Annotated in this window: 13 protein-coding genes and 1 other RNA gene; 7 read left to right on the forward strand and 7 right to left on the reverse strand. The window is 31.0% G+C overall.

All coding sequences use genetic code 11. The features are described from left to right. Nucleotides 1-8: 8 nt before the first annotated feature. Nucleotides 9-3,041 (reverse strand): SusC/RagA family TonB-linked outer membrane protein, encoded by a 3,033-nt coding sequence (locus EAG11_RS10260; protein WP_129539093.1) that lies wholly within the window; start codon nucleotides 3,039-3,041, stop codon nucleotides 9-11. 275 nt (nucleotides 3,042-3,316) lie between these two features. On the opposite strand from EAG11_RS10260, the gene EAG11_RS10265 reads away from it, so the two are divergent. From EAG11_RS10265 to EAG11_RS10275, 3 genes are all read left to right on the forward strand, one after another. Next, the gene (locus tag EAG11_RS10265) at nucleotides 3,317-4,351 is read left to right on the forward strand and encodes a sensor histidine kinase (RefSeq protein WP_242499342.1); all 1,035 of its coding nucleotides are present in this window, start codon (nucleotides 3,317-3,319) and stop codon (nucleotides 4,349-4,351) included. After that, entirely contained in the window at nucleotides 4,341-5,042 is a 702-nt protein-coding gene (locus tag EAG11_RS10270) for a LytTR family DNA-binding domain-containing protein (protein WP_129539095.1), read from the forward strand. Before EAG11_RS10265 ends, EAG11_RS10270 begins: the two co-directional genes overlap by 11 nt. A 188-nt stretch (nucleotides 5,043-5,230) precedes the next feature. Further along, nucleotides 5,231-6,670, forward strand: coding sequence for an MFS transporter (locus EAG11_RS10275; protein ID WP_129539096.1), 1,440 nt, complete (start codon nucleotides 5,231-5,233; stop codon nucleotides 6,668-6,670). 125 nt (nucleotides 6,671-6,795) lie between these two features. Here the strand turns inward: EAG11_RS10275 and EAG11_RS10280 are convergent, their stop codons facing one another. The 4 genes from EAG11_RS10280 to ffs form a co-directional block, all read right to left on the reverse strand. Then, a complete protein-coding gene (locus EAG11_RS10280; RefSeq protein ID WP_129539097.1) occupies nucleotides 6,796-7,383 on the reverse strand; it encodes a DUF6624 domain-containing protein in 588 nt (195 codons plus the stop codon). A gap of 285 nt (nucleotides 7,384-7,668) precedes the next feature. After that, on the reverse strand, nucleotides 7,669-8,325 hold the full coding sequence (gene fsa / locus EAG11_RS10285; RefSeq protein ID WP_035620438.1) for a fructose-6-phosphate aldolase: 657 nt from the start codon (nucleotides 8,323-8,325) through the stop codon (nucleotides 7,669-7,671). Nucleotides 8,326-8,484: 159 nt separating this feature from the next. Next, a complete protein-coding gene (locus EAG11_RS10290) occupies nucleotides 8,485-9,288 on the reverse strand; it encodes an SDR family oxidoreductase (RefSeq protein WP_129539098.1) in 804 nt (267 codons plus the stop codon). Nucleotides 9,289-9,476: 188 nt separating this feature from the next. Further along, an RNA gene (ffs, locus tag EAG11_RS10295) (signal recognition particle sRNA small type) lies at nucleotides 9,477-9,574 on the reverse strand. Between the two features lie 88 nt (nucleotides 9,575-9,662). Here ffs and EAG11_RS10300 point away from each other — a divergent pair. Both EAG11_RS10300 and hutI read left to right on the forward strand, forming a co-directional pair. Next, nucleotides 9,663-10,718 carry a glutaminyl-peptide cyclotransferase gene (locus EAG11_RS10300; RefSeq protein WP_129539099.1) on the forward strand — a complete coding sequence of 352 codons (1,056 nt, stop codon included), beginning with the start codon at nucleotides 9,663-9,665 and terminating at the stop codon, nucleotides 10,716-10,718. 13 nt (nucleotides 10,719-10,731) lie between these two features. Beyond that, nucleotides 10,732-11,970, forward strand: coding sequence for an imidazolonepropionase (gene hutI / locus EAG11_RS10305; protein ID WP_129539100.1), 1,239 nt, complete (start codon nucleotides 10,732-10,734; stop codon nucleotides 11,968-11,970). 617 nt (nucleotides 11,971-12,587) lie between these two features. Here the strand turns inward: hutI and EAG11_RS10310 are convergent. Beyond that, entirely contained in the window at nucleotides 12,588-13,466 is an 879-nt protein-coding gene (locus EAG11_RS10310; protein WP_129539101.1) for a hypothetical protein, read from the reverse strand. A gap of 96 nt (nucleotides 13,467-13,562) precedes the next feature. Here EAG11_RS10310 and EAG11_RS10315 point away from each other — a divergent pair, with 96 nt between their 5' ends. Further along, the gene (locus EAG11_RS10315; protein ID WP_129539102.1) at nucleotides 13,563-14,600 is read left to right on the forward strand and encodes a formimidoylglutamase; all 1,038 of its coding nucleotides are present in this window, start codon (nucleotides 13,563-13,565) and stop codon (nucleotides 14,598-14,600) included. 111 nt (nucleotides 14,601-14,711) lie between these two features. After that, entirely contained in the window at nucleotides 14,712-15,965 is a 1,254-nt protein-coding gene (locus EAG11_RS10320; protein ID WP_129539103.1) for a DEAD/DEAH box helicase, read from the forward strand. Here EAG11_RS10320 and EAG11_RS10325 read toward each other — a convergent pair. Further along, nucleotides 15,962-18,013: a response regulator gene (locus tag EAG11_RS10325; RefSeq protein ID WP_242499343.1), complete on the reverse strand. Its 2,052-nt coding sequence runs from the start codon at nucleotides 18,011-18,013 to the stop codon at nucleotides 15,962-15,964. The genes EAG11_RS10320 and EAG11_RS10325 overlap by 4 nt on opposite strands. Between the last annotated feature and the right edge of the window lie 268 nt (nucleotides 18,014-18,281).

Below are 18,281 nucleotides of genomic sequence, written 5' to 3' on the forward strand. Positions count from 1 at the left end.
TTGTAAGATTAGAAAGTTAAGTTTAAATTAAGACCAATACTTCTTGTTGATGGCATTCCAAGAACATCAACACCTTGTAAACCTTCTCCTGTACTTAAAGCTACATTTGGATCAAAAGGGGCATCTTTGTAAATAAAGAACAAGTTTCTTGCTATTAATGATATACTAGCCGATTGAACAAATGGTAATGTTTTTTTGTTAAAAGTATATCCAACAGATATTTCTCTTACACTTACATTTGTAGCGTTATAAACATATTCTCCACTTACTCCATTTCTACCTGCAGTATTTGTATAATAAGCAAAAGCATCCATTGAAGTTACAGGAGTTCCATCACTAGCTCTTACACCATTAATTTGCTTTCCTCCAGCATTTCTAGCATCTCCTGAAGCTTTTGAAACACCATTAAAATCATTCATTGCTTCGGTTAAACTTAGAACATCACCTCCAAAACGTCCATCAAGTAAGATATTAGCTGTAAATGAACCAAACTTAAATGTATTTGACCAACTTAACATAAAGTCAGGATTTGCATTACCTACTTCTTCCCAACTTGTTCTTTGAATTGTTCCATCATTATTAATCAATATTCTACCTTGAGCATCTTTTTTGAAATTAACTCCTTCAATTACTCCAAAAGGTCTTCCTTGAATTAATGAGTATCTATAAGAATTTGATCCTGGATCAGTAAGTACAATTCTTCCATTATTCGTTTCAGAAGGAATATCATTCACTTTACTCTTATTTTGTGAATAATTAATTCTAGTATCCCAACCAAATTTAGCACCTCTAATAATATCAGCATATAAAACAACCTCAAAACCTTTGTTTGAAATACTACCAGCATTAATTGCATAGTTTGCAAAACCATCAGGATTAGTAGGATCTGCTGGAACTTGAAGAAATTGATTTTTAGTATCCGAATTGTAGTAAGAAAGTTCAAATCCTAATCTGTTATTAAACATTCTCCACTCTGTACCAAGCTCAAGCTCGGATTTCAATTCATTTCTTAGAGATGTTCCTCGTTTAGGCCCTACAGTAGGGTTTAAAGGAATACCTGCGATAACATTAGATGTAGGACTAGTCATAGTAGAGGCAATATCATTACCAACTTTTGCATAAGTAGCACGAACTTTAGCAAAATTAACGAAGTCAGGCATTGTTGACATTTCACTAATAATACCTGTTAAACCAACTGAAGGATAAAAATAATCAGGATTATCAGTATTTACCAAAGTAGAAGACCAGTCGTTTCTTCCTGCAAGATCTAAAAACAAATAATCTTTGTAACTAAAAGTTGTAGCAGCAAATACTGATTGAACTTCTCTTTCAGCTCCTGATTGAAAATTTCCGTTGTTATTAATAAAGTTTCCAAGAGTAAAGATATTATCATTTGCAAGTCCTCCACCAATTCCTGAATCAAGAGTAATACCACGAGATTTAGAATTATTAATACTTGCTCCAAATGTTCCATTAAAACTAAAATCGTCGTTGATTTTTGTATTAATTAAAGCAATAAAATCAGCATAATTTTGCATACCAACTGTAGTAACATCAATATATCTTCCTGTAGGATGAACTAAAGAAACAGCTGAACCAGCATGCATTCCTTTTACAAAATTACTTTCGTTTCTGTTGTAGCTATATCTTGAAGTTAAACGAAACCAATCATAAACCTTATAATCTAAAGCAATCGATCCATTAAAAAAATTGTTAGTATCTACAGACTTTTGCTTATTAATTTGCCAATACGGATTTTCGTTATTTTCATTAATTACAGCAAAACCTGGGTAATTTTGCGTCATCATATTTGTAACTGGATTAAAAACTTCATAATTCTTTAAATCATTTAAAGAAAAAGCTCTTGGATGACCATAAACTCCTGTAATTGGATTAAAATATATCCCATTTACTGGTCTGTTATCAATTTTTTGAGACACATAATTTGCTGTAACAGCAACATTCAATCTATCATTAAAAAATTTACTTGTTTGACGAATTCCAAAGTTGTTTTTCTTCAAACCATTACCTGGCATTATTCCTGAACCAGTAGTATTAGCATAAGTTAAAGAAGTAGAATTACCTTCGGTTGCTTTTGAAAAAGACATTGAAGTAATTTGTGTATTTCCTGTTTCAAAAAAATCTTTTATATCTCCTTCTACTTTTTGCTTTGCTCCCCAAGTTCTTGGATCTCCTACATTAGAAGTGTAATCAGATTGAAATTTAGGCAAATAAGCAACACTTTCAAAAGTACTTACTGAGTTAACATTAAAAGTTTCTGAACCTTCTTTTACTTTTTTTGAAGATAACAATATTACTCCATTTGCACCTTGACTACCATATAATACAGAAGCTGCGGCACCTTTTAAAACTGTCATTCCTTCATAATCATCAGGATTTATCAAAGACACAACATCTCCACCATCTCTGTTACCTCCTGCTAAATCTCCAAAAGTACCATTTGGTTGCACCCCACTTGAGTTAAATAATGGAATACCATCAATAACATATAAAGGTTGATTATTTACAAAAGAAGAATTTCCTCTAATTACTACCTTAGTAGTACCTCCAGTACCAGAAGAACTTTTAGTAACAGCAACACCAGCAATTTTACCAGCAACCGTATTAATAAGATTCGCATCTTTTACTCGAGTTAACTCTTCTCCTTTAAGCTCTTGAGCTGAATATGATAAAGCTTTTTTTGCTTTTTTGATACCTAGTGAAGTTACAACAACTTCATTTAATATATTCGAAGCTGCTGATTTTAATTTAACATTAATTGTAGTCGCATCTCCAACTACAATATTTTGTGTTTCTAAACCTACATAGGTAAAAACCAATGTTTGTCCTTTTTGAGCTTCAATAGAGAACACACCGTCAAAATCGGTAACAGCTCCTCTTTGCCCTCCTTGAACTGCAACAGAAGCCCCTGGCAACGGCATTCCATCAGAATCTGTAATCACACCTTTGATATTTTTTACCTGAGCAAGTGAAACTTGCGCCGTAAAAACAATCATAAAGATTAAGAAAATTTTTTTCATGTTTATTTATTTTTGTTAGTTATGGTGTAAATTTATTCTTAAGGGATTGTTAAAAAAAATAAATTATACCAACAGCAACAAACTTTAAACGAACGACACAAAATAATCAATAATACGCTATACGAAAACGTTTTCATACCGAAAATATGACGTATTTTATATTTTTTTTAAAGTTTTACTCAAAAAATAGTTGATTTTACTAACTAATTGTTTAAAGTTGCAGAAATATTCTTAGCCATCAAAAACCTACTAAATAAGTGAATACGATTAATAAAATGAAATTTGATATTAAACTACAAAATCACCTATGGTTTTGGAGTGTTTACTTTTTGTTAAATTTTTTAAGATGGGGAGCTTACTTTAATGACTACCCTTATTCATTTAAATCAAATCTCATTGAGTTTTCATTACATATACCTTTAGTATATTTTAATCTATTTGTTTTAGTACCACGTTATGTCTTAAAATCAAAATATATAAAATATACATTTAGCTTAATGCTGAGCTTGTTTGCTATTTATTTAATAAAAACTGCTCTTACCTATTATATAATATCACAAGATATTTGGCCAGAAGCAAATCGAGAATACAAACCTTTTGAAATAAATCATATCGTTGCAGTATGCATTGGTGAATTATACGTAGTTGCGATGGCATCTTCTGTCTATCTAACACTTACTTGGTTGAGAGAAAGAGAAAGAAATCGATCATTGAGAGAAAATCAATTTAAAATAAAATTAAAATATCTAGAAAACCAGATACAACCTCATTTTTTCTTTAATACTCTAAATAACTTATACGCATTATCACTAGAATCATCAGATAAAGTGCCAGATGTAATTATCAAACTTTCAAAATTAATGGAATATGTTTTATATGACATAAAAGGAACCAAATCTGTTAAATTAATTCAAGAAATAGATTACATCCATAATTACGTTGAAATAGAAAAACTCCGATTCGAAAATGTTGAACTTAGTATCAATTTAGAATCAGATATAGACGAAGTAGAGGTTCCTCCATTGATATTCATCTCATTAATAGAAAACGCTTTTAAACATGGAGGGCTTAATAATCCTAATTTAAAAATAAAAGTAAATTGCAAAATCATTGATAACAAAACTCTGGATTTTGAAGTAATAAATAATTTTGTACATTCACAAAATCTTAAGACAAAAAAAGGGATTGGCTTAGCTAACACGCAAAAGAGACTAAAACTAATCTATAAAAACTGTTACAATTTAGAATACAAAACTAAATTCAATTATTACATAATTCGCTTGCAAATACCTATTAATAATGAAGATTAAATGCGTATTGATTGACGATGAACCATTAGCAATCAAAGTTCTACAAAACTATTTTACAAACTTTACCGATTTTGAAATTACCGGTACATTTGTTAACGCACTTGAAGCACTAGATTTTATAAACAATAATAGTGTCGATGCTGTATTCTTGGATATTAATATGCCAATGATGACCGGCTTTGAACTCATTAGTTTAATAGAAAATAAAACTAAAGTTATCATAACTACTGCTTTTAGGGAGTTTGCAGCAGAAAGTTATGACCTTGAAGTACTAGATTATTTAGTAAAACCTATTCCGTTACCTCGATTTATAAAATGCATCAATAAAATCACAACCGAATACAATTTAAAGAATAACATTAAAGTTGAAAATCATCGTGTTGAACCACATCTTTTTATTAAAGTAGATAAAAAAATGATAAAGATAAATATTGATGAAATTTTATTTGTAGAAGGAATGAAAGAATACATTAAGGTTATAACTCTTGATAAAACGTACATCACACACAAGTCATTAACTGCATTGTCGGATGAGTTACCTGCTGATAGATTCATGCGCATTCACAAATCATATCTAATTGCTGTCAATAAAGTAAAATCTATTGAAGGAAATCGCATACAAATTCAATCTTTCACTTTGCCAATAGGTAGGAATTATAGCAAAGATGTAAAGAGCAAAATATTAGAATAAACCACTCACAATCATCTGTTTTACGTATTCAAAAAATAACACTTTGTTGAATAATTCATGCCGTTGGTATAAATTTAACATTATTTGTCCCGTTTTATTTTTTTTTCATCGAGTTAACAAATATATTTACGCTCGTCAAAAAACAAATAAAAACAAATAAAAACAAATAAAATTAACCTTATCACATTATGAGTTCAGAAAATGTACAAACAAAATGGGGACAATTTATTCCTCTAGTGGTCGTATTCTTCTTCTGGGGATTCGTTGCAGCTAGTAATGATATATTAATCCCAGTATTTAAAACAGCCTTTAATTTATCACAAGGAGAGAGTCAGTTAGTATCATTGGCATTTTACATAGCTTATACTGTTGGATCTTTAATATACATGGGGATTTCTTACTTAATTAAAGAAGATTTAGTTAACAAAATTGGTTACAAAAACGGTTTATCATTAGGTTTAGTAATATCAGCTTTAGGAACTTTATTATTTTATCCAGCCGCAAATACAGGATCTTTTCCATTAATGCTATCAGGTTTATTCATTGTAGCATTAGGATTCTCATTACAACAAACAGTTGCAAACCCACTAGCAATCGCTTTAGGCCCTATTTCAACAGGTTCACAGCGTTTAACTCTAGCAGGTGGTATCAACAATCTTGGAACAACAATTGGTCCGTTAATCGTGAGCTTTGCCATCTTTGGATCAAGTGTTGATAAAACAACAACTTTAAGTATCGAAAGTGTAAAAATTCCTTATTTAATCCTAGGATTTGCTTTCTTATTGGTAGCTATATTATTAAAATTCTCATCTCTTCCAGACAGACCTGCTTTAGTACAAGAAGATGCCGCAATCGAAGGCTCAATTGCAAAAAAATCAGCTTTACAATACCCACAATTAGTAATGGGGATGGTTGCAATCTTTTTGTATGTAGGAGTTGAAGTATCTACAGCGAGTAACTTACCAGCTTATATGGAAACCAAATTAGGTTTTTTAACGCACGAAGTAGCACCATATATCTCATTATACTGGGCGAGTTTAATGATTGGTCGTTGGACAGGTGCTGTTGAAGCATTCACAAATGACCTTAGCTTACAAAAAATATTACGTTTCTTAGCTCCATATTTAGCATTTGGTGTATTCTTAGGAGTAAATGCAATCGCTAAACACGATTTAACACCATTCTATATCTACGGATTAATCATTTTAGTACTTATTGCTGCTGATATCGCAAGTAAAGGAAATCCAGCTAGAATGTTACTTATATTTTCTACACTAGGAATAATTGCTCTTGCAATTGGTATGTCTACTCACGGTATGGTCAGCGTTTACGCAATTACTAGTGTTGGTCTTTTCTGTAGTACATTATGGCCTTGTATCTTTACATTAGCTGTAAGCGGACTAGGAAAAAACACCAGCCAAGGAAGTAGCTTCCTAATCATGATGATCATGGGTGGTGGAGTTATCAGCTGGTTACAAGGTTACGTTTCTGAAAGTATCGGAATCCAAGCTAGTTACATCATTGGTGTTTTATGTTTTGCTTACCTTGCATTTTACGCTTGGAAAGTAAGCGGAATACTAAAAAAACAAGGAATAAATTTCGACAAAAAATTATCAGGTGGTCACTAATAAACACCAATAAAAATAGAGAAAGTCCCATTGCAAAATGGGACTTTTTTTTTTACTTAAACCTTTATCTAATTTGTCAATGCTTAAAATAAAACAACTCCTTTTAATAAATACTTGTTTAATTATTACTTCAGAAAAGAAGATAGATATTCTTCTATAGGCTCTAAATCCATACCTTTTCTTAATCTATTTAATTTTTCAGGTTCTTTTAATGAATATGGAACAGGAAAACCTGTATCCCAAACAACCTGAGTACCATAAAGTTGTTTCTGTTTTTTATTTTTTGCTACTCTGTCATATAAATAAGCATAATTCCTACGACTGACATCTTTACTTTTTAATTTTTTTCTCATTGATTTCAAAACCTGTTGTTGGAAAACAATATCATGATCCGAATGCTGAACGATTACCCAAAAACTAAGAGCCACTTCTTTACCGTTTTCTTTTATTCCAGGAAATTGTTTATTCTTAAAATATTCTTTTATTATTTTAGTATTCTCTTGAAAAACTATTTCCGCAACTTTATTTATTGAATCAAAATACTTTTTATCACCTAATCTTTTTAAGTCATATTGCTGAATTTCTTGATCATTTTTATATCGTTTAACCAAATCTAGTTTTTCATTTTGAGTATATGGCACTGATGTTTTACAAGAAATACATAATCCTATAAATAAATAAAAATAAACATACGTAAATTGCTTTTTTATCATTTGTTGTTTTTTTAATGGTTCTTTATCGACATAATAAGTTTCTTTTTCTTGGAAAACTTAAGATTTAACTTAAGCCATAAATTACCAAGATATAGTTTTTAAACATATATAAGAGTTCAATTTATACTTTTATAAAATTATACTTCATTAAAAAAAGATCTCATTTTTTTTGGTAACCCCAAAAAAATCAAATCAATCATTTTCATCCTATATCAGATACTAAAAAGCATAAAAAAACCGCCAAGTTTTTACAAGCAAGGCGGTTTAAAATAAATTAAAGGAAAACTATTTATTTCCTTTCTCAAAATCAGCAACAAACTGCGCTAATCCGATATCTGTTAATGGGTGTTTCAATAAACCATAAATTGCAGAAAGAGGTCCAGTCATAACATCAGCACCAATTTTTGCACAATTTACAATATGCATAGTGTGACGTACCGAAGCAGCTAAGATTTCAGTTTCATAACCATAGTTATCATAAATTAATCTAATTTCCTCTATAAGCGCTAAACCATCTGTAGAAACATCATCTAAACGACCAATAAAAGGAGAAACATAAGTAGCTCCAGCCTTAGCAGCCAATAAAGCCTGTCCAGCCGAGAACACCAAAGTTACGTTTGTTTTAATTCCTTTGTCAGAAAAATATTTCGCAGCCATAACTCCTTCTTTCGTCATTGGCAATTTAACCACGATTTGTTCGTGTAATTCAGCCAATTCCTCACCTTCTTTAATCATTCCGTCATAATCCAAAGCATTAACTTCGGCACTAACATCACCTTCAACAAGGTTACAAATGTCAACGTAATGTTTTAAAATATTATTTTTTCCAGTAATTCCTTCTTTAGCCATCAATGATGGGTTAGTAGTAACTCCGTCTAAAACACCTAATGCTTGTGCTTCTTTAATTTGAGCTAAATTAGCTGTGTCAATAAAAAATTTCATATGTATTATATTTAATTGTGTTCCAATATTTGGGCGTGACCCAATTTCCTAAATGCGCCATCTACAAACCGCTTATTAGGCGCCTTTCGTAAATCTGGTCGGGCTATACGCACTACTTCGGTAGTTTACTCCTATCCCTCACGCAATATCATTACAAAATTACAACTTATAATGATTCATTAACATCTTTTCATAAACTTTATCAGGAAGAATGCGCTTCAAAACAATAGAAAATTTCTGCATAAACGCTCCCACTTTATAATGTCCTTTTGGATTTTTGGCTTGCATAATTTTGTAAATCGCTTCAGCCATTTCATTAGGATTTCCACCCGTATCAACATGCTCATCCATCGTTTCAAGCGTACGCCCGTACACCGTTTCGTAAGCAGAACCTTTTATTACAGGAGCATGATAACGACCAGCAGCAATATTAGTAGCAAAATCCCCTGGAGCAACATTGGTAATATTAATACCAAAAGACTTCACTTCCATTCGTAAAGCTTCAGTAATTAGTTCAAGCGCCCCTTTAGAAGCCGAATAAACACTTCTATAAGGCAATCCCATATATCCAGCAATAGAAGTGATATTAATAATCAATCCTGATTTTTGCTCACGCATTTGTGGCAAAACAGCTTTCATAACCTCAATAGGACCAAAAAAATTAGTCTCAAAATTATTTTTGATTTCTTCAGTTGGAATTTCTTCCAAAGGGCCAGTAATCCCAACACCTGCATTATTAATAACAACATCTAAACGCCCCGTAGTTTGAATAATTTTCGCAACAGCGGTCTTAATTGACTCCACATTACGAACATCCAAAGCGACTAAAGGAAAAACAGAATTTAAAACCTTCTCAGGAGTTCTACTCGTTCCATACACCACAAATCCTTTATTATGTAAAAATTCACCAATAGATTTTCCAATTCCCGAAGATCCGCCTGTAATCAGCACTACTTTACTCATATTGTAGATTATATGTTATTGATTAAATATGAAAAGCTATATAACAATAAGTATTTAGCTAATTGAATACCCTTTCAGAGAAAATGATATAACTTAGTAAGGTCCAAAAATAAAAAAATCTCCCCGAAGGAAGACCACATTTAAATTAATTTCAAAAAAAAATCTGAATAAAATTCAGATTAAATAAAAAAAGGCAAGCGACCTACATCGCATCGCTCAACCACTTACCCTTGCTATGTTCCCATCCTGGGGGAGTCTGCAGGAGCAGATCGTGTAGGACTTGCCGGTGCAAATATACAATCTTTTTATATTTTTGCAAGAGCTTTGTGCCTATAAAAATAACATTGTATATTGCCTACTACAAATTTTAGACTATGAAAAAACATAACATCCTATCTTTCATTTTATTAGCAACAACACTAATTGGATGTAAAGAGACAAAAAAAGGTGAAAATTCTATATTTTCTTTTGAAGATTCTAACTTTCCAGTACATTTTCTTACAAATCAATCCGTTTCTTTGGGAGTTTTGAATCCAGATTCGAAACAAATCGATAGCATTGCATACTTTGTAAACGATAAAAAAGTGGGATCGGTAAAAGGATTAAATAAAGTAAACTTTGAACTAAAAGATCAAAAACTAGGATATCAAAAACTAAAAGCAGTAGTTTATTTTGGTGGAGAAAATTCAGAAGCAACTTCTAGAATCGAATTAGTTTCAAGCGTACAACCAAAATTATTAAAATATAAAATTGTAAACACCTATCCACACGACGCAAAAGCATTTACTGAAGGTTTAGAGTTTTTTAGAGATACCCTTTACGAAAGTACAGGACAAAAAGGAGATTCTTATTTTAGAAAATACGATTACAAAACAGGTAAAGTATATAAAGAGATAACACTAGATAGTAAATATTTTGGAGAAGGAATCACCATCATCAACAATAAACTCTACCAATTATCTTGGCAAGAAAAAACAGGTTTTATATATGACATCAATACATTAAAACTTATAAAAACATTCCCATACGATAAAGATATTGAAGGTTGGGGAATGACAAATGACGGTAAATACATCTATCAAGGAGATGGAACTGAAAAGATTTGGAAAATGGATCCAGATACTCAAAAAATGATTGATTACATCAATGTTTACTCAGGAAGCTCTAAAATTAAAGCCATAAACGAATTAGAATTAATCAACGGAAAATTCTATGTAAATGTATTCCAAAAAGATGCTATCGCTGTTGTAAACCAGACAAGCGGTGCTGTTGAAGGAATTTTAGATATGTCAGCGTTACGCAAGCAATTAGCCCCAAGCATAACAATCGATGATGTTCTAAACGGAATTGCATACAACCCAAAAACAAAAACCATTTTTGTAACAGGTAAAAACTGGGATAAAATGTTTGAAATAACTGTTTCTGAATAATACAAAATAAATCATGACAACCCTTATCATCAATATAAAAGAGCTAATACAAGTTCGAGAAACTTCAATTTCTAAAGTTTCTGGTGCCGAAATGGCAATTCTTCCAACCCTAAAAAATGCTTATTTAGTTTTAAAAGACAATCTAATTGCAGACTTTGGTACAATGGAAAATATTCCAGAAATAAAAGCCGATTCTGTTATTGATGCCACAGGAAAAATGATTCTTCCTACCTGGTGTGACAGTCATACTCATATTGTATATGCTGGCAACAGAGAACAAGAATTTGTAGATAGAATAAATGGACTTTCTTATGAAGAAATCGCTAATCGTGGTGGCGGAATTTTAAATTCTGCCAAAAAACTTAACGAAACTTCAGAAGACGAAATATACAGCCAATCCAAAGCTAGACTAGAAGAAGTAATACGATTAGGAACTGGAGCTGTCGAAATAAAATCAGGCTACGGACTTACTGTTGATGGAGAGTTAAAAATGTTGAGAGTCATAAAAAAACTTAACGAAAATTATCCTGTAACTATAAAAGCAACTTTTTTAGGAGCACATGCATTCCCTTTAGAATTCAAAGAAAATAAAAAAGGATATATCGATGAGATTATCCACAAAATGTTACCTGAAATAGCCAAAAACAAACTAGCTGATTACGTTGATATATTCTGCGAAACAGGTTATTTCTCTGTTGAAGAAACTGAACAAATCATGGAAGCAGGTATTCAAAATGGATTAACACCAAAAATCCATGTGAATCAATTCAACTCAATTGGCGGTATACAAGCAGGGGTCAAATATAAAGCCCTTTCTGTCGATCATCTAGAAATAATGACTCCAAAGGACATTAAGGCTTTAAAAGACTCCGAAACGATGCCGGTAGCATTACCATCATGCTCTTATTTCCTAAGTATTCCATATACGCCTGCTAGAGAAATGATAAAAGCAGGATTGCCTTTAGCATTAGCCACAGATTACAACCCCGGCTCTACTCCATCAGGTAATATGAATTTTGTTGTTGCAACTGCTTGCATCAAGATGAAAATGACACCCGAAGAAGCTATTAATGCTGCTACAATAAATGGAGCATATGCAATGGGAGTTTCAGATACTCATGGTAGCATAACAATAGGCAAAAAAGCCAATCTAATAATCACAAAACCTATTACCTCATATTATCAACTGCCTTATGCTTTTGCTAGTAATTTAATAGAAAGTGTTTTTATTGAAGGAGAAATTTTTAAATAACAGATACAAAAACCAAGCAAAAGCTCAATTACATTAAAAAACTCTAAAAGAACAACTTAGACTTGGTTTCAAGTAAATAAGTCAGTATCTTTACTTTTTAAAAAATAGCTTTTTTCTTATGAACACATTAGGTAACATAATTGATTTATGCAAATTTAGCTTGAAACAAAAAGGTTTCAATACTAGCATATTCATGGTTCCTAATGTCAACGTTACAGTTACGTTTCTTAATTCATTTAAATTAAAAATCTTCCCGAATTATTAAGCACCCGCGAGTGTGCTTATTGAATCCTATAAACTTTATTTTTTTACATTCCAATCATTCCCAATACTAATTGGACAATGATACTCGCTATATAAAGTTTTATTTATTCCCATAAATTTTAGGATCACGGTTCTTTTTAAACTATTTAAATAATTAAAAAAAAATTAAGATCATGGCTAAGGTAAATAATATGAAAGTATCTACTAAAGATTTAAAGGCGAAGAAACAAGAAAAAGCATTAAAAAAACTAGAAGATAGTCAGAATAAAAAAAGAAAATCTAGATAATAAATTTCAAAGAAAAAGGGCAGTAAAATTAGTTTTACTGCCCTTTTTAATATTAAGTACTTTTTATTATCTTAAAGTGAAACTAGATTTAGAAACTAATTCGTCATTATCAAAAATATTGATAAAATAAGTTCCTTTTTCAAAGTTTTTACCAGGTAAATCTTCAGACACATCAACTGTTTTATTCTCATATTGAACTTTTGTTTGAAAGCTATATACTAAAGATTTATCACCAAATGATTCTGTCTTTTTATCGCCTAAAACATTGTTTTTACTATCGATAACTTGCACATAATAAGTTTTATCTCCAGATTTAGCAATTTGATTTTCAGCAATTGTAAAGCTAATTTTCAATACATCAGCTCTACTAGCCTTATCTGTTTCAATTTGTTTTCCTGAACTTCTTAATTTATAAGCAGCCGTTTTTGTATTTAGAATAGATAATTTAGATCCTTTTTCAACTGTTTTAGCTAGTTCTTCATTTTGACCAACTAATACTTCATTGAATTTTTTAGACTCTCCTAGAACTACAATTGTACTATCACGTTGAACAGTTAAGACACCATTTTGTTTTTTCAACTCATCGTTTTCAGCTACTAAAACTTTCATTTTACCTTGCATAGCTTGAACTTGAGATCTAAACTTAGATACATCACCTTTCGTTTTATTCAAATCATCCATTAAACCAACTACTTTGTCTCTTTCTTGAATTAATTCGTCAGACATAGATGTGTTTTCTGCAATTGCAGCATCATAAGTTGCTTTTAACTCTTGTAAATCTTTCATAACAGATTCTTTTTCTGTTAATGTTGTAGTAAGCTCATTTTTAACAACATCAGAATCAGATGTCATCTTAAATATATACACTAAGCTACCTACCAATAAAATTGCTAAAACCGCTATTACTGCCTTTAGACTTGAGTTGTTGTTCTTTTGATTTTCCATATTTTTAATAATTTTTATAAACAAATTTAATAATTAATATAAGCTAATAACGTAAGTTGCTACAAATATATTATTTTTGGGAAATATATTTTTTTTATGGAAAAACTAATCCCTTTTACTATTAACGACTTAGCCAAAGTTACAAATCACAGAAGTGGTGAAATAAAATTTGGTGAAAAAATGCTTATAGTTCCAAAAGGTACTGACGTAATTAATTTTCTTAAAAATTGCGAAGCAAAATATGTTCTTTTAGGAATTCCTGAAGATATTGGTATACGCGCCAACTACGGAAGACCTGGAGCTGCATCTGCTTGGGATAGCGCCATAAAGAGTATTGCAAACATTCAACACAATCGATTTTGCAAAGGCAATCATATTGTAGTTTTAGGACAAATTGATGTACGCCAAGAAATGAAAGAAGTAGAACATCTTGATTTCAATGACATCGATGATCGATCAAAACTAAGTCAACTTGTAGAGCGAGTTGACAAAGAAGTTTCACATGTCATATTTAACGTTATCAAAGCAGGAAAAATCCCAATTATCATTGGCGGAGGTCATAATAATGCCTACGGAAACATAAAAGGTGCCGCTCTTGCTCATGGCAAACCTATAAATGCAGTTAATTTTGATGCACATTCTGATTTTAGAATTCTAGAAGGAAGACATAGTGGTAATGGATTTTCATATGCCTACGAAGAAGGATTCCTAAAAAAATATTTCATATTTGGTCTACACGAAAATTATACCTCAAAAAGCGTGTTAGATATTATCAAAAAAATAGAAGACCGCGTTCGATATAACACCTATGACAGCGTAAAAATTCGAAAAGAAAAGGACTTCAATGCCGAAATGCAATTTGCTTTAGACTTTGTGAAAACAGATATCTACGGGATTGAGATAGATTTGGATGCAATTCCTAATATTGCAAGTAGTGCCATGACCCTAAGTGGTTTTTCTATTGAAGAATTACGACAGTTTATATCTTATTTTGGACAACATCAAAACGCTGCTTATATTCATATCTGTGAGGGAGCACCTGATTTAGGCGAAGAAAAAAACAATCATTTAATAGGCAAACTAATAGGCTATTTAGTTACAGATTTCATAAAATCTAACTATCAAAAAATCTAATTAATACCATCATTTACCAAATAAACTTATAATCAAATAAACGATTAACTGAATAAACCTATCTTTGCACAGAAATTTAGTACTTAAAACTAAATTCTTAATACCGAAAATATGTTATTCGAAGACTTATCACTTTCAAAAAGTATACAAAAAGCCGTATTTGAAGAAGGCTACACAAACCCTACTCCTATCCAGGAGCAATCTATTCCTATTGTATTATCAGGAAGAGATTTAATAGGGTGTGCTCAAACAGGTACTGGAAAAACTGCAGCATTTGCTATTCCTATCATACATCAATTACACCGAATTGTAGGCTCATCAAAAAAGGCAAAACAAATTCGCGCACTTATAGTAACACCTACAAGAGAGTTGGCCGTACAAATTGGACAAAGTTTTGAAACTTATGCTAAATACACCAACTTAACTCAGCTTACAATATTTGGCGGAGTATCTCAAAACCCACAAGTAGATGCTCTTAAAAAAGGAGTAGATATTTTGGTAGCAACACCAGGAAGATTACTTGATTTACAAAAACAAGGATTCTTAGATTTAGATCATTTACATGTTTTAGTGTTAGATGAAGCTGATCAAATGCTAGACATGGGTTTTATAAATGATGTAAAAAAGATTGTAAAACTTACTCCAAAAAACAGACAAACATTATTGTTCTCGGCTACAATGCCAATTGCAATTCGTGAACTAGCTGAAATGTTCTTAAAAGATCCTGCAAAAGTCGAAGTTTCTCCTGTATCATCTACAGCAGAAAATGTAGAACAACGTGTTTATTTTGTAGAAAAAACAGAAAAAAGAAACTTACTATATCATTTAATAAAGAATGAAGAATTGTCTAATGTTTTGGTTTTTTCTAGAACAAAACATGGAGCCGATAATGTTGTAAAAGCACTTAGAAAAAACAATATCGCTGCCGAAGCAATTCACGGTGATAAATCTCAAAACGCAAGACAACGCGTACTTGATGCTTTCAAAAATAAAGAAGTTGGAGTTCTTGTAGCTACAGATATTGCAGCACGTGGAATTGATATTGATCAATTGCCGTATGTTATCAATTTTGACTTACCAAATATTCCTGAGACATACGTTCACCGAATTGGTAGAACAGGTCGTGCTGGAAACGGAGGGATTGCGATTTCTTTTTGTAGCAAAGACGAGCATGGGTATTGGAAAGACATCCAAAAACTAATAAAAGTTGATGTAAAAACCGTAACTGATCATCCTTACCAATGGCACGCTGGAAGTCCAGAAGCAACTGCAACAGACAAGCCTAAAAACTCAAACCGAAGCGGTGGAGCACATAAATCAAGAAAATCAAATGCATCTAAACAAAACAAAAAACGTTGGTATTAACCAACGTTTTTTGTTTCTACAATAAGACAATTTATAATCTTGAATAATTTTACAGATTCAAAAGGCTTAATTATAATGTCATTTATACCTGCAGAAATTGCTTCATCAGTAATTTCATCTTTATCAAAAGCCGTTAAAGCCACAATAGGCGTTTTTATGCCTTTTAAGCGTATTTTGCGTGTTGTTTCAAACCCATTCATCATTGGCATATTAATATCCATTAAAACAACGTCAAAATCCTCTATATCTAATATTTCTAAAGCAGCATACCCATCATCAACAACTGTACAGCTATAATTATTCTTTTCAATAATTTTTTTAGTAACAATTTGATTTATTAAATTATCCTCAACAACTAAGACTTTAAACATTTGACTGCAAGTTAAATCAACCTGAATTTCATTAATTATACTTTTTGTTTTCTCTAAATCATGCTCAAAAACGATTGTAAATGTAAATACCGTGCCTTTTCCGATATTACTTTCTAACGAAATAGTACTTCCAAATAGCCCCAACAATCGTTTTACAATTGTTAATCCCAGACCTGTTCCTTGATAATCTTCTTCGTTCCTACCGACTTGTACAAACTTCTCAAAAATTTTATCCTGATCAATAACAGCAATTCCCATCCCAGTGTCTTTTATCTGAAACTCAATAAAATTTGCTTTACCAATAACTTCAACCAAATTTGCGATAATATAGACTTCCCCATTTTTAGTGAATTTTAAAGCATTACTCACCAAATTCATCAATACTTGAGAAAATCTCAACTTATCGCCAATTAAATATTCTGGGATATCTGGATCAATAATTACAGTAATCTGATTGTTATTTTTTTGAGATAAAAAAGACAACGAATTTTTAATCATATTAATCTCATCAGACATATTAAAAGTCCAGCTTTCTAGTACAATTTTATTTTCTTCAATTTTATTGATCTGAAGAATATCATTAACTAAAGATAATAAATACCTAGCAGAGAATTTCAAAGAACTCAAATGCTGACTTCTTGCCAATTCTTTATGTTCTTCCAGTAACATATTAGTTATTCCTACAACACCATATAAAGGTGTTCTTAATTCATGACTGATTGTAGATATAAATTGTGTTTTAAGAACTGAAGCTTCTTCTGCTTGCTCTTTGGCTTTAATAAGTTCTTCATTTGCAAATAACAACTTTGCATTGGACTTCTTTTTAAAAATAACGTTTTTATACAGCGTAACTATTAAAATCAGAAAAATACATGACGTTAAAATAAATAATAAAACTATTATTCTAGATTTCTTTAAACTCTGATCTTGAAGTCTTTTTTCAATTTCTATTTTACCAATCTGTCTTTTATACTCATCTAATTCTAGATTAAAGCCTGCTCTTTCTGCTTTTTTTAATTTTTCTTCATTATATATTTTTTCGTTTATTTCATTGTGCTTGATAATATACTTATACGCGCTTTTGTGATCTCCAATTTTATCCAAAAACTTAGAATACTCAATATACGAATACAATAAGTCCGATTTTTCAGCACCAGTAATTCCGCGTCTAATTGCTTCAATAAAATAACTGTGAGCTTTAGCATTATCTTTAATATGGGAATAATACATTCCGTTAAGCATATTAAACACAACAATTGTTGACTTATTGGATCGCTCCTTATGATGCTCCTTTATATAATCAAAATATGGTTGGGCTAATTTAAATTCGTCAATATCAAAATACGCCCATGTAATATTTAAATTAATTAAATAAACAAGTGCGGTATCTTTCTCTTTTTTACTGTACTCGAGAGATTTTATATAATACTCTATTCCTTTTTTGTATAGTTTTTTTTCAAAACAATACACATTACCTAAGTTATTATTAATTCTATTTTTTAAAACATTATTAGTTGTTTTATTAGCAAAGGAAAGCGCTTTTTTATAGTAGAATATTGCTTTGTCAAATTCTGAAAACTCATTGTAATTTGTAGCAATAATATTGTATGAGACAGCAATTAAGTTATTATTTTTAGCCATTAATGCTTGTTGCAATGCAACACGTGAAACAATCAATGATTTTTCAAATCGGATTCTTTTAAATACTTAAGCGCTACATTAGTGGTTTTTAAAATTTCATCCTCAGATGGTAATTCTGTTTTTGCTAATACTGGTTGCCCTAAACAAATCATCCAAAAAAAAACAAAAAGAATACGATTTACAGGCATAAATAGATAAAATTTTATCAAATATACATTTAAAAATAAAAAAAAGGAGTTGTATTCTATAAATAAAATACAACTCCTTAAAATATAATTATAAACAGAGAAGAATATCTCCTCTT

Origin of the sequence: Flavobacterium sp. 140616W15 (genome assembly GCF_003668995.1) — a bacterium.
Taxonomy (GTDB): domain Bacteria; phylum Bacteroidota; class Bacteroidia; order Flavobacteriales; family Flavobacteriaceae; genus Flavobacterium.